The organism is Allobosea sp. RIT-PG3_2 (assembly GCF_057321085.1).
The window spans coordinates 185,993-199,232 of record NZ_JBXWCA010000008.1; the positions used below are offsets into that span (position 1 = coordinate 185,993).

General features: G+C 66.0%; 13 protein-coding genes and 1 tRNA gene. 3 read left to right on the forward strand and 11 right to left on the reverse strand.

The genetic code is table 11. The features are described from left to right. Positions 1-2: 2 nt before the first annotated feature. Positions 3-1,694, forward strand: coding sequence for an SUMF1/EgtB/PvdO family nonheme iron enzyme (locus AC2FAN_RS21405; RefSeq protein WP_485176221.1), 1,692 nt, complete (start codon positions 3-5; stop codon positions 1,692-1,694). 86 nt (positions 1,695-1,780) lie between these two features. On the opposite strand, the gene AC2FAN_RS21410 is transcribed toward AC2FAN_RS21405, so the two are convergent. From AC2FAN_RS21410 to AC2FAN_RS21435, 6 genes are all read right to left on the reverse strand, one after another. Then, a complete protein-coding gene (locus AC2FAN_RS21410; protein WP_485176222.1) occupies positions 1,781-2,107 on the reverse strand; it encodes a DUF2218 domain-containing protein in 327 nt (108 codons plus the stop codon). A 1-nt stretch (position 2,108) separates the two neighbouring features. After that, positions 2,109-3,218 carry an ABC transporter substrate-binding protein gene (locus tag AC2FAN_RS21415; protein WP_485176223.1) on the reverse strand — a complete coding sequence of 370 codons (1,110 nt, stop codon included), beginning with the start codon at positions 3,216-3,218 and terminating at the stop codon, positions 2,109-2,111. After that, positions 3,218-5,491: a TonB-dependent receptor gene (locus tag AC2FAN_RS21420; RefSeq protein WP_485176225.1), complete on the reverse strand. Its 2,274-nt coding sequence runs from the start codon at positions 5,489-5,491 to the stop codon at positions 3,218-3,220. Before AC2FAN_RS21420 ends, AC2FAN_RS21415 begins: the two co-directional genes overlap by 1 nt. Positions 5,492-5,591: 100 nt before the next feature. After that, complete coding sequence (locus AC2FAN_RS21425) at positions 5,592-6,548, reverse strand: FecR family protein (RefSeq protein WP_485176226.1); 957 nt, start codon at positions 6,546-6,548, stop codon at positions 5,592-5,594. Positions 6,549-6,647: 99 nt separating this feature from the next. Continuing rightward, a complete protein-coding gene (locus AC2FAN_RS21430) occupies positions 6,648-7,157 on the reverse strand; it encodes an RNA polymerase sigma factor (RefSeq protein WP_485176227.1) in 510 nt (169 codons plus the stop codon). A 324-nt stretch (positions 7,158-7,481) separates the two neighbouring features. Next, positions 7,482-7,566, reverse strand: a tRNA-Leu gene (locus AC2FAN_RS21435). A 207-nt stretch (positions 7,567-7,773) separates the two neighbouring features. Between AC2FAN_RS21435 and AC2FAN_RS21440 the strand changes: the two genes are divergently transcribed. Then, the gene (locus AC2FAN_RS21440; RefSeq protein ID WP_265050203.1) at positions 7,774-8,385 is read left to right on the forward strand and encodes a YqaA family protein; all 612 of its coding nucleotides are present in this window, start codon (positions 7,774-7,776) and stop codon (positions 8,383-8,385) included. 8 nt (positions 8,386-8,393) lie between these two features. Further along, positions 8,394-8,924 carry a disulfide bond formation protein B gene (locus AC2FAN_RS21445; protein WP_485176228.1) on the forward strand — a complete coding sequence of 177 codons (531 nt, stop codon included), beginning with the start codon at positions 8,394-8,396 and terminating at the stop codon, positions 8,922-8,924. Positions 8,925-8,927: 3 nt separating this feature from the next. Here AC2FAN_RS21445 and AC2FAN_RS21450 read toward each other — a convergent pair whose 3' ends face one another. From AC2FAN_RS21450 to AC2FAN_RS21470, 5 genes are all read right to left on the reverse strand, one after another. Next, positions 8,928-9,485, reverse strand: coding sequence for an HNH endonuclease (locus tag AC2FAN_RS21450; RefSeq protein WP_485176230.1), 558 nt, complete (start codon positions 9,483-9,485; stop codon positions 8,928-8,930). 229 nt (positions 9,486-9,714) lie between these two features. Further along, positions 9,715-10,599 carry a 3-hydroxybutyryl-CoA dehydrogenase gene (locus tag AC2FAN_RS21455; RefSeq protein WP_485176231.1) on the reverse strand — a complete coding sequence of 295 codons (885 nt, stop codon included), beginning with the start codon at positions 10,597-10,599 and terminating at the stop codon, positions 9,715-9,717. Between the two features lie 82 nt (positions 10,600-10,681). Continuing rightward, positions 10,682-11,626 carry an electron transfer flavoprotein subunit alpha/FixB family protein gene (locus AC2FAN_RS21460; protein ID WP_485176232.1) on the reverse strand — a complete coding sequence of 315 codons (945 nt, stop codon included), beginning with the start codon at positions 11,624-11,626 and terminating at the stop codon, positions 10,682-10,684. After that, positions 11,626-12,372, reverse strand: coding sequence for an electron transfer flavoprotein subunit beta/FixA family protein (locus tag AC2FAN_RS21465; protein ID WP_485176233.1), 747 nt, complete (start codon positions 12,370-12,372; stop codon positions 11,626-11,628). The genes AC2FAN_RS21460 and AC2FAN_RS21465 overlap by 1 nt, the downstream gene beginning before the upstream one ends. Before the next feature lie 165 nt (positions 12,373-12,537). Further along, entirely contained in the window at positions 12,538-13,236 is a 699-nt protein-coding gene (locus tag AC2FAN_RS21470) for a rhomboid family intramembrane serine protease (RefSeq protein ID WP_485176234.1), read from the reverse strand. Positions 13,237-13,240: the final 4 nt, after the last annotated feature.

Below are 13,240 nucleotides of genomic sequence, written 5' to 3' on the forward strand. Positions count from 1 at the left end.
AGATGGGCTGGTTGCGCTTCCTCGCCATGGCTGTCGTGCTGCAGGCGCTGTCGTCCGTGCCCGGCCACGCCCAGCAGACGGGCGAGGCCGCGCGCGTGGCGCTCGTCGTCGCCAACGGCTCCTATCCGCAGGCGGCAATCGGCAACGCGGTCCCGCAAGGCCGCGCCGTCGCCGACACCCTTCGCGCGGGTGGCTTCGATGTCGTCGCCGTCGACAATGCCGGCCGCACCGAGCTGCGGCAGGCCATAGCCGCCTTTACGGGCAAGCTCACGCGAGGGGCGCAGGTCGTGGTCTTCTACAGCGGCCATGCGATCCAGCAGCGGAACCGCAATTTTCTGCTGCCACCGCAGAACGGTGCCCAGGACGCGGTCGATCTCGACGAGATCATCGACCCGCTGATCGTCGCCAGGCCGGCGAGCGCCCTGCTTTTCATCGATGCCAGCCGGGACAATCCCTGGCAGGGAAATGGGAGGGGCCTGTTGCCGCTGGAGCCGATGGAAAGCATCGCCGTGCTGTTCCCGGCGGCGCCGGGCAGGACCGTTGCCGATGCCGGCAATCGCGCTGTGGAAGCCTGGCTGAAGGCGATCCGAACCCCCGGGCTCGACATGACCGCGGCGCTGAAGCAAACGCGGGACGCCATCGCGCGCGAAAGCCGGCGCAGCCAGCAGGCCTGGCTGTCCTCCGAGCCGCCAAAAGGCCTCGTGGTCACGCCCATCGCCCGCCCGGTTGCGGTGGCGCAGACCAACCGCGCGGTGATTCCACCTCCTGAAACAGCGGGCGCACCCCAGGACGCCTATGAACTCGCCTTCTGGGAATCGATCCGCAACAGCGAGAACGCGACGGAGTACCGCGCTTATCTCGACGCCTATCCGAACGGGCGCTTCACCGCACTGGCCCGCACCCGCGAGCAGCTCTACCGCGGCAAGGCGGCTGCAGCTGCGCCGACCGCGGCCTCGAGTCCCTCGTCGTCGTCCCAGCCTGCGGGTGCACCGCTACGCGACTGTACGGGCTGCCCGGAACTGGTCGAGATCCCGGCCGGCACCTTCCAGATGGGCTCCAACGACCTCTACGAGTTCGAGAAGCCGGTCCATCCCGTGACCGTCCGGGGCTTCTATCTCGGGACACGGGAAGTGACGTTCGAGGATTGGGATCTCTGCGTCGATCAGGGCGGCTGCAGCTATCGGCCGGATGACCGCGGCCTCGGACGCGGCAGACGCCCGGTCACCGACATTCACTGGAACGATGCGGGCGCCTATGTCGCCTGGCTTTCGACGCGGACGGGCAAGCGATATCGCCTCCCGACCGAGAGCGAATGGGAATTTGCCGCGCGCGCGGGCACGACGACGGTCTATCCCTGGGGCCAGGCCATGACGAAAGACCGGGCGAACTGCCTCGGCTGCAACGATCAGACGCGCCGCAGCGCCGTGCCGGTCGGCCAGTTTCCGCCGAATGCCTTCGGCCTCTACGACATGGCCGGCAACGCCGCCGAATGGGTTGCCGACTGCTGGAGCGAAACCTATCGCAGCGCGCCTCGCGACGGCAGCGCCTATACCGCTCCGGGATGCCGCGAACGGGTGCTGCGCGGCGGCTCCTTCAACAATGATCCGCGCTACCTGCGCTCGGCGGCGCGCTTCAAATACGAAGCCGATGTGCGCTTCTATACGAACGGCTTCCGCGTCGCGCGCGACAGATAGCCGAGATCCCGCCGTGGAATTGACGCCCGGCATCCGGCTGGATGCGGACGAACGTGTCGCCACAGCATGAGGTGTCGCGCTATCGGCTATCCCTGACCGGGAAGTTCCGGTCGCCATTCGATGGACAGGTGCTCGCGAAACGCGAAGCGGACGAGGTGGCGCTCGACGACCTCTTGCAGTTGCTGGAGAGCATCGGAATCTGGCGCATCCAGGTGCAGCCGAAGCCAGCCATCCTGTGCCAGGAGCTCACAATGCCCGATCGAAAAGCGGACACTTCCCACCTGCTTGTCGAATTCGACGTCGAGTTTGTGGGCGAAGTGTTTGCAGAGCTGCTGGAGATAAAGGGAGGCATTGCCGGTCGCGATATCTGCCCGGCTCTGTCGCGGATTGGCGCCGTTGTTCATTTCGTCCATTTCAGCGAAGGCTCGTCCAATAGGTGCCGTCGAGCGATACGGGCTGGAAGCGCTGCTGCATCGTTGCCAGCAACGCTTTCGGGTCGAGATCGGCGAAGAGCTGCGGATGGAGCCACTGCGCGAAGGCCTGCACGGCGACGACGTTGAAAGGCGAGTTGTAGAAGTGGTGCCAAACGGCATGGGCACGGCCGTCGCGTACCGCATCGAGCCCGGCGATGCCTGTGCGCGCCATCGAGCGTGCGAGACGCTCGCGTGCCGCGCCCGCCTCCACACCGGGCCCCAGGGCCAGCCACGGAGCCTCGTCGCGCTGCAGGCCGCTGCCGATCGCCGTGCCGATATAGACCTCGGGCGGGTTGGAGATGAGCCATTCCAGGCTGACGACGCCGGCCTCGCCCGGCACGATGTCCTCCGCGATATTGACGCCGCCGGCCGCGGTGACGAAGCGCCCCATCATGCCCCGGGTCATGGTTTCGCAGCACCCCATCCCGAGCCCGACGCGGCTCTCGACGAAGACGCGCGTCGGTTTCGGCCGCGTCGACGCCAGCCTCTCCGTCACGGCCGCCAATGCCGCCCGCCATACCGAGATGAACTCCGCCGCTTCCTCTTCGCGGCCCAGGAGCGCTCCGAGAAGTTCGAGTGACCGCGGCGTGTTGACCAGCGGATCGTTGCGGAAATCGATGAAGACGATGGCGACACCCGCCGCTTCGAGCGCGCGGATGACCTCGCCGGAGCGCGTGTCCGGGCCGTGGCCGTAAAGGCTGAAGATCGCGACCTGGGGGGAGGCCGTGATGGCCTGCTCGATGCTGAAGCTGTCGCGCGTGTTGCGGCCGATCCGCTTGACCTTGTCGAGGGCCGGGAAGCGCTCGCGATATCGCGCATAGCTGACGGGATCGACGGCCTCGTAATCCCCCATCATTCCCACAAGCCGGGCCACGGGATCGGCCCGGTCGAGGATCGCGAGGGCAGGCAGGTAGCGGCCTTCGCCGATGATGATGCGCTCGACCTTGTCCGGCACGCTGACCTTGCGCCCTGCGAGATCGACGACCTCCCGGCTTGTCCCCGCGGACGGAAGGAGCAGGATCAGGAAGGTCAGGAGACCGAGCAGGCGCATCAGAAGCGCGCCGATGCGCTGAGGACGAACGCCCTGCCGGGCTGGTAGAGCGGTGTAACCGTGCCGAACTCCTGGCCGTAGGTAGCGCGATCGGCATAGGTCTGGTCGAGCAGGTTCTTGACCTCGGCACGCAATGTCAGGTTCTGCAGCTGCGGCGGCTTGTACTCGGCGAAGAGATTGACGACCTCGTAGCCCTTGAGCGGCAGGTTGCCGGGAGCGACCTTCTTGTAGTCGCGCACGATCTCTATATCGCCGCCGACGGTGACGCCCCATTGCCGGAAGGTATGGGCGGCCGTCAGCGTGAAGACGTCTCCGATCGGCGTGGCGAGATAGGTCCCGGTGTCTGAATCCGCGCGTTGCCCGTCGATCTTGACGTTCACGCTCGCATATTTGCCGCGGATGAAACCGTCCTCCCAGGCATAGCCGAGGCCGATCTCGTAGCCATGGGATTCGATGTCACGCAGCAAGGTGGCGCTGGCGACGGCGAAGCGCGCCGCGCGGGCATTCTCCACTTCGGTGCGGAAGACCGAACCCTCCAGGGTGAAGCCGTGCCAGCGCGCGACGAGGCCGGCCATCACATTGTCCGAGGTCGCTGGTCGCATGCCGTTGCCGTAGCGCCAGGCCGGATTCATGATGAAGTTCTCGGCGAGCTGGATGCCGCCCCAGACATGGGAATAGCCGGCCCTGACCGTCAGGTGCTCGGGGATGAGGTCGAACTCGCCCGAGATGTTGCGCGACAGGCCGGCATTGTCGAACTCTTGCCCGGTTGTTCCGGTGAACCACTGCTGGTCGCCGCGCAGGCCGAAGGAGAGGCGCGCGCGCTCGAACGGCTTCAGCCGCGCTTGCGCGTAGACGCCGAGATTGCTGGCCTTTTCGTTCACCCGCATGTTGCGGTCCTTGTAGAGTGCCTTGTCCTTGTAGAAGTCGACGCCGGCGGTGACGCTGCCGAAATCGCCAAAGCCGAAGCGGTTTTCGAACTTGCCGTTGAAGCTGTCGGTGACGCCGGTGCCCGGGTAGGTCACGGGGAGGGGGCTGGCGCCGACCGGCCGCTCGAAGATCGGCGTGTCGACATCCGTTCGGCTGTAGGCGAGGACCGCCTTGGGGTCCCACCAGCCGAGCGCGGAGGTGCGGCTATAGGTGAAGACCGTGTTCTGCCGGTCGATCTCGTAGCGGCGAACCCGCGGCTCCCAGACGGGGCGGCCCGTGATGAAGCCGATATTGCCGCGGAAAGGCCTGAGGGCATCGTCGCGGACGCGCTCATGGCTGATCTGGAAGCGGTCGCCTGAAGGAGCTTCCCAGCCCATCTTGAACAGGCCGCTCAACAGATCGGTCTTGGTGCCGAGGACTTCCTGGCCGTTGCCGGCCTTGTAGTTGTCGCCTTTGCCGAGCGTTCCGTAGGCGAGGATGTCGAAACCTTCATACCGGGCATAGCCTGCCAGGTTGTTGGTGAAGACGGGGCCGTTGCTGCTGAACTGCGTCTTCGCGAAAGCGCCGACGCCGTTGCCCGTCAGGAAGTCGCGGGCGTCCTTCGTCTCGTAGGCGATCGCGCCGGCGAGCGCTCCGGGGCCGGCATCGGCCGGCGCCACGCCGGCATCGACACGTGCCGCCCTCAGGAACGACGGATCGATCAGCGTCGTGCCGTTGTGGTGGAAGACCTTGTTGTTCTGCCGGCTGCCGTCGATGGTGACGGCCAGATTGGTCTCCTCGACGCCGTTGACATAGACCTTCTGCGACATCGGGGTGGAGCCGCCGACCTTCACGCGCGGTTCGCTGGCAAAGACATCGCGGATATCCGAGGGATTCTTGCGCTCCAGCTCGCGTGGTCCGATGAGGATCTCGCTGACGCCTCCGCGTGCGAGCGGGTTGCCGGCCACGTCGATCGTATCGAGCGCGATCACGCCTTCGGGAATGGCTGCGCCGGCAGCTGCAACAGGCACCGCTGCGCTGATGGTCACGCTTGTCGCGCCGGTGAAGCGGAAGTTGAGCCCGGTGCCGGCCAGAAGACGAGCAAGGGCCGCCTCGGACGATAGGGGGCCCGAGACCGCAGCGGACCGCTTTCCTGCGGTCGCCGAGGCCGGGGCGACCACGGCGACACCTGTCTGCCGGGAAAAGGCGATCAGCGCGGAGGAAACGGATTGAGCGGGGATATGGACCGTTCGGACGCTTTGCGCCATCGCCGGGACGGCGACAATTCCCGCCGCGAGAGCGGTCCCGCACAGCGCCGCAGCCAGTCCTGCCCGGCGGACAAGCCGCGCCCCAACCCGAATACCCATCGTCGATCCCCATCGATATGAGGGCCGTGACTATCGGGGCCCTCGCAGGGGTAAGACGCCGGCGGCGGGCGGAGTCATTATTGCGTTGCGAAAAATATCTTCAGAAGGGCAGCAGCAAGGTCAACCACTCGAAGGGGCGTACGACCCGCAATCCGAGGCCGCTGGCGAGCATGTCTATGCCGGCTGCAGGGCTGCGCGCGTCGAGCACGGCCGTCACGCGCCGCTGCGCCGCTTCGCCAGACAGGATCTGGATATGGCCGCCGCTATAGCGTTCAAGGTCGGCAATCGCTTCGGCCAACCGAACATCATGGAAAACCAGCCTGCCCCGGCGCCAGTCGCCGATCTCGCCCGGGTCGAGCGGGCCCGGCCGCGAGATCGCGGTGCCTTCGTAGCCGACGCCCTGACCAGTGCCGACGACGACGCCGGGAGCTCCCGGCACCCGGACCTCGACGCGGCTCTCATCGACTGCAACCGAAACCGCTGCCCCAAGACCCAGCTTGACATCGAAGGCCGTGCCGAGAGCGGTCAGGGTTCCCCCGCGCGCGGTCACGGAGAACGGCCGGTTCGGATCGCTCGCGACCGTGAAGAAAGCTTGGCCCGATAGCAGCCTGACCGTGCGCCGGGTCGTTGTCAGATCGACATCGATAGCGGAGGCAGGGGCCAGTTCGACCTGCGAGCCATCTGTGAGGGTGACGATCCGGCGCTCTCCAGCTGCGGTTCTGTAATCGGCAAGCCAATCGGATTGCGCGAGCAGGCTCGCCAGGCCCGCGGCCAGGACAAGCGATGCCGCAACCGCGAGAATGCCCTGCCGCCACCGCCGCGGTCTGGCCACGGGCGCGACCGGCGGCGCGGCGATGGCTGGCCGTTCAGCGGGTGCGACTTGATCGAGGTCCTGCCAGATGGTCTCGAGCTCTGCCCAGGCGCGCGCATGATCAGAGTTCGTCGCCAACCACGTGTCGAACGCCTTTTGCTCGGCGGGGCGCACCTGGCCGTCGCGCAGCCGGACGAACCATTGCAGCGCCTGCTCGTCGGGCGTTTCTTCAGCGTGATCTTCCATAGCAATGTCCTGGGCCGGACTTACCATTGCGGCCGACGGCCTGACCTTTGGCACCCGGAATAGCCCCTTCTCAATAGACGATCCGCAGGCGCGAAAGCATTAGTCAGAGGCGCGCATCGCAGCGCGCAAGCTGCGCATCGCATTGGCGAGATGCACCATGACGGTGTTGCGCGCGATGCCGAGCCGGAGAGCGATCTCGGCGTAGCTCAAGCCCTCGTATTTGTGGAGGAGCAGGACCTCGCGGCTACGCGGGGGGAGCTCCGCGACTGCGCGTCGCAAACGCTGGTCGCGTTCGCGTGCCACGAATTGTCCTTCGATGGATGCCGCCTCGTCGGAAACCGCGAGTTCCTCGGCCGGGAGGGGTTCGAACAAAGCGAAATGGCGGTGCTGGCGCCGCCAGTGGTCGATGGCCATGGTATCGGCCGAGCGACGCAGGTAGGCACCGGGGTCACGAAGATCGGTGGGAGGAGACCGTAGCAGGCGCAGGAAGATATCCTGCACGGCGTCGGAGGCCTGCTGCGCATCGAGCCCGCGTCGAATCAGCCGCAGCCGCAGGTTCTGCCGCTCGGCTGCATAAATCGCAGCAATCCCGGTCGTCTTGTCGTTCATGCCCACGCGGCTCTCGGCAATTGCCGCGCTTATGCTGGACGAACCGGCTCGGTAACAAGGGAAAACACTGCAAAATCAATACTTTATATTGATTTCAATTCCAGGCTGGAGCTTCTCCAACGAGTTTTATGCCGATCCCGAAACGTCTCTCGGGGCTTTGGCATTCCCGATGGCCATGCTCGGCGGCATGTTTTGGCCTGCCGCTGCGGGAGGCCAACGATTTTTGCGGCTCACACGACGGTCAACATACGCAAATAGAGCAAAACACCCCGGAAATTCGCGGTTTCGGGGGGCGGGCATCGGGTCGGTCAGTGAAGAAGGTAGTGGTGCCCCTGGCCGGGATCGAACCAGCACTCCTTGCGGAACTCGATTTTGAGTCGAGCGCGTCTACCAATTCCGCCACAGGGGCCCCTACGGGCGGGCGGACTATAGCGATCGGTCGATGCCGGTCAATCGGTGGAACGGTGTCGGTGACAGGTTTCGGCGACGGTGTGTTCTCGTTGCTGCGAAGCCGCTCCCGTCCGAGCGGATGCAATGAGAGCACAGGGCGCCGTCGACGGCGTTCCATATGCTCGCGGCCGTTGCGTCACCCATCGCCGCATGCTTAGAGCGCGCCATGCTCAAGCGCCTCTACGAATGGACCATGTCGCTCGCGGCTCGCCCGCGCGCCGAACTCTGGCTGGCGGTCGTCGCCTTCGTCGAGAGTTCGTTCTTCTTGATCCCGGCCGACGTGTTGTTCGTGCCGATGGCGCTGGCGCGGCCGCAGCGGGCCTATCGGCTGGCCTTCGTCGCGACGCTCTTCTCCGTGTTGGGCGGGATCGCCGGCTACGCGCTGGGCTATTACGCCTTCGAGGCGTTGGCGAAGCCGGTGCTGGCCTTCTACGGCAAGCTCGATGCCTTCGAGACGTTGCGTGCCTGTACCGGCCCGGACACGACGCTGATCCTGCTGACGACCTCGGGGCTGGCGCATCTGCCGCCGATCAAGGTGGTGACGATCCTCGCCGGCGCGGTGCATATCGGCCTGACCTTCTTCATCGTCTCCTGCGTGCTGGCGCGTGGGGCGCGCTTCTTCGCGCTCGCCTTCCTGCTGCGGCGTTATGGCGTCACCATCCGCCACTTCATCGAACGTCGCCTGAAAGTGATCGCCGTCGTGGGCGCGGCCGCGCTGATCCTGCTTTATTTCGGCCTCAAGCTCGTCGCAGGGTCCGGCCAGCTTCTCTCCTGCTGAGCCATGCCATGACCGCGTTTCCCGCCGATGCTCCGAGCAGCCCGACCCGCCTGTTGAAGACGCGGCGTCTGATCGGATTGATCGGCCTGGCGAGCTTCGCGCTGATCGCCGGTGCCTGGTATTTCGAGCTGGTCGTGCATCTGCAGCCCTGCAAGCTCTGCCTCGAGCAGCGCGTGCCGCATTATACCGCGATCGGGCTGGCGCTGGCCGGGCTGGTGCTGGCGCGCTCGCCGCTGCTGCAATGGCTCGTCCTGCTCGGGCTTGCGGGACTAATGGCTTGGAGCACGTGGCTCGGCGTCTACCACGCCGGCGTCGAGTGGGGCTGGTTCGTCGGGCCGAACGATTGCGGCGGGGCGGCCCCAGCGGCCGCCGGCATGCAGGATTTCATGAAGCAGCTGCAGACGACGCGCATCGTCGCCTGCTCGGAAGCGGCCTGGCGCTTTCTCGGATTGTCGCTTGCCGGGTGGAACGCTGTCGTTTCGGCCGGGCTTTTCCTGCTGGCCGCCTTCGGTTTGTTGAAAAGGCCGGCCTCTGCCTGAGCCTCACGGCTCCAGCTCGGAGTCCCAGTAGAGATAATCGAGCCAGCTCTCGTGCAGGTAGTTCGGCGGGAAGAGCTTGCCGTTGCGGTGGAGGTCGTTGACCGTGGGCGCGTAGGGCTTCTGGGCCGGGAACATCTCGACGGAGGCCGGCATCTTGTCGCCCTTGCGGAGATTGCAGGGCGAGCAGGCCGCGACGACGTTCTCCCAGGTGGTCAGGCCGCCCTTCGAGCGCGGGACGACATGGTCGAAGGTCAGCTCCTCGCGGTGGCCGCAATACTGGCAGGCGAAGCGGTCGCGCAGGAAGACGTTGAAGCGGGTGAAGGCCGGTGTCCGCGAGGGCTTGATGTAGCTCTTCAGCGAGACGACCGAGGGCAGCCTCATGTCGAAGCTGGGGCTGCGGACGATCGTGTCGTATTCGGAGACGATGTTCACTCGGTCCATGAAGACCGCCTTGATCGCGTCCTGCCAGCTCCAGAGAGACAAGGGATAGTAACTGAGCGGCCGGAAATCGGCGTTCAGGACGAGGGCCGGACAGCCGTCCGGCGACGCCATTGGATGCATCACATGCGCCGTCAAACCCGCCGCACCTCCGCTTCATCAAGCGGGACGAATCCCGCCCGGAGATCAATGTAAGCGCGAGACGACAGGAATGTGAAGGAACTTTGTTGCGCTTGCGACAGCGTTCTTCGCACGGGCGAGGTGTTTCCTCGCTCGTAGCGGCCGACAGCGCAATGGAGATCTATTCTCGGCCCGATTCACGGGCGCGACCCGCGTCGTGACCGACCAGCCGTCAGCGAGTCGGGACGGGCTTCTCGCCGCGATAGTCGTAGAAGCCGCGCTTGGTCTTGCGGCCGAGCCAGCCGGCCTCGACATATTTCACCAGCAGCGGGCAGGGGCGATACTTCGAATCAGCCAGCCCGTCATGGAGCACCTGCATCACAGAGAGGCAGGTATCGAGGCCGATGAAGTCGGCGAGCTGGAGCGGGCCCATCGGATGGTTGGCGCCGAGCCGCATGGCGGTGTCGATCGCGTCGACCGAGCCGACACCTTCATAGAGCGTGTAGACGGCCTCGTTGATCATCGGCAGCAGGATGCGGTTGACGATGAAGGCCGGGAAATCCTCGGAGACCGAGACGGTCTTGTGCAGCTGGCCGACGAGATTCTTGGCGCGCTCGAACGTGCCGTCGTCGGTGGCGATACCGCGAATCAGCTCGACGAGCTGCATCAGCGGCACCGGATTCATGAAGTGGATGCCGATGAAGTGCTCGGGGCGGTCGGTCGCGGCCGCAAGCCGGGTGATCGAGATCGAGGAGGTATTGGAAGCGAGGATCGCATCGGGCCTCAGATGCGGGCAGACGGCGGTGAAGATCTTGCGCTTGACCTCCTCGTTCTCGGTCGCGGCCTCGATGACGAGATCGCAGCTGCCGAGATCGGCGAGCCCGACGGCCGCCTCGATCCTGGACATGGCCGCGCGGCGGTCCTCATCCGGGAGCGCGCCCTTCGAAACCTGCCGGGCCATGTTGCCGTCGATGGTGGCGAGGGCCGCCTTGATCCGATCTTCGGCGACATCGTGCAGCTTGATGTCGAAACCAGCCACCGCCGCGACATGGGCGATGCCGTTGCCCATCTGGCCTGCACCGATGATGCCGATCGTCTTGATCGCATGGTCCGACATGGTTTGATCCCGGATAGTCTTCTTGTGCTCCCGTGGGAGCGGAACGGGCCGCGCTGAGGCGGCCCGGAATTGATAGCCTTGGTTACTTGCCGGCCTTGGCGAGTTCTGCGTCGAGTTCGGGCAGGATAGTGAAGAGGTCGCCGACGAGGCCGTAATCGGCGATCTGGAAGATCGGGGCCTCCTCGTCCTTGTTGATGGCGACGATGACCTTGCTATCCTTCATGCCGGCGAGATGCTGGATCGCGCCGGAAATGCCGACCGCGATGTAGAGTTCGGGGGCCACGACCTTGCCGGTCTGGCCGACCTGCCAGTCGTTCGGTGCGTAGCCGGCGTCGACCGCGGCGCGAGAGGCGCCCATCGCGGCGCCGAGCCGGTCGGCGACCGGCTCGATCACCTTGGTGAAGTTCTCCGAGGAGGCGAGTGCGCGCCCGCCCGAGATGATGATCTTGGCCGAAGCCAGCTCCGGACGGTCGGACTTGGCGACCTCCTCGCCCTTGAAGGACGAGTTGCCGGGGTTCTCGGCCGCGGAGACCGTCTCGACCGTGGCCGCGCCGCCTTCGCCGGCCGCCTGGAAGGAGGCGGTGCGGATGGTCAGCAGCTTCTTGGCGTCCGTGGACTGCACCGTCTGGATGGCGTTGCCGGCATAGACCGGGCGCTCGAAGGTGTCGGGGGAGACCACCTTGGTCACGTCCGAGACCTGCATCACGTCGAGCAGCGCGGCGACGCGCGGCAGCACGTTCTTGCCGGTGGTGGTCGAGGGCGCGACGATCGCGTCGTAGCCATCGGCGAGCTTGACGATCAGCGCAGCGAGCGGCTCGGCCAGCGCATGGCCATAGGCCGCGTCGTCGGCGAGCAGCACCTTCTCGACGCCGGCGAGCTTGGCAGCCGCGTCGGCGGCTGCCTTGGCGCCTTCACCGGCGACGAGGATATGGACGGGGCCGCCGAGCTGGGAAGCCGCGCTCAGCGCCTTGGCGGTGGCGTCCTTGATCGAGACGTTGTCGTGATCGGCGATCAGCAGCGTGGTCATCAGATCACCCCGGCGGTCTTGAGCTTGGAGACGAGTTCGGCGGCCGAGGCCACCTTGATGCCGGCGGAGCGGCCGGCCGGCTCGACCGTCTTCAGAACCTTCAGGCGGGGGCTCACATCGACGCCCAGCGTCTCGGCCGTGGTCTCGTCGAGCGGCTTCTTCTTCGCCTTCATGATGTTGGGCAGCGAGGCATAGCGCGGCTCGTTCAGGCGCAGATCGGTGGTGACGATCGCCGGCAGCTTCAAGCTGACCGTCTGCAGGCCGCCATCGACCTCGCGGGTGACGTCGACATTGTCCGCGCCGAGCTCGACCTTCGAGGCGAACGTGCCCTGCGGCCAGCCCAGCAGCGCGGCCAGCATCTGGCCGGTCTGGTTGGCGTCGTCGTCGATCGCCTGCTTGCCGAGGATGACGAGGCCGGGGCCTTCCTGCTCGACCAGCTTCTGCAGCAGCTTGGCCACGGCAAGCGGCTCGACGATGCCGTCGACCTTCACCAGGATGCCGCGATCGGCGCCCATCGCCAGACCGGTGCGGATCGTCTCGGCCGCTTGCGCCGGGCCGATCGAGACCACCACCACCTCGGTCGCCTTGCCGGCTTCCTTCAGGCGCAACGCCTCTTCCACCGCGATCTCGTCGAACGGGTTCATCGACATCTTCACATTCGCAAGCTCGACGCCCGAACCGTCCGCCTTCACGCGGATCTTCACGTTGTAATCAACCACCCGCTTCACGGGCACCAAGATCTTCATCGTCAGATCACCGTTCAGAAGAGATGCGCCGCGCGCCGCGCCGCCGGAGACGGCTTGATGGCGGCATCGCGGCCCTCGGCTGGAATGCGGACGGACCGTAACGACGCCCGTTTGCGCTTGTCAACGCCATCCAATGCCGGGGCCGAGGGGCAAAACCGCGCGGCTTCACCCACCGATGGGGCGCCGGCCGAACAGGGGCACGCTGCGGTGGATGAACAGCGGCGTCAGCACTGCTCCGGTGGCGAGACCGCCGAGATGCGCCCACCAGCCGACATTGCCCTGGGTTTCGAACCAGGCGGAACCTGCCTGAAGCAGAATCCAGCCGCCGAGCGCGTACATCGCCGGGACGTGGATCGGGATCCAGTTGAAGGCGACGCCCCAGATGCGGACCTGGGGATAGAGCATCAGATAGGAGGCGATGACGCCGGAAATCGCACCGGAGGCGCCGATCAGCGGCTGCTCCGAATCCGGATACATCCCGGCATGGATGACCGAGCCGCCGAGGCCGCAGAGGAAGAAGAACAGGAGGAAGCGGGCATGACCCATAGCGTCCTCGACATTGTCGCCGAAGACCCAGAGGAACAGCATGTTGCCGATCAGGTGCGCCAGATTGGCGTGAAGCAGCACATTGCTGAACAGCGTCAGCCAGGGCGGCAGATGGGCGAGGCCTTCCGGCAACTGCGCCGTGCCGAACAGGACCGAGGGGATCATCCCGAAGCCCGCCATGATCGCGAGATCGCCCGCCTCCCCGGGCCAGAAGCGCAGCGCGATCTGGGCGCCGATGCAGGCGCAGATCAGTCCGTAGGTGATGTAGGGCGTTCGCATGAAGCGCAGCGGCACGCCGTCATGCAGGGGGACGAACATGCGC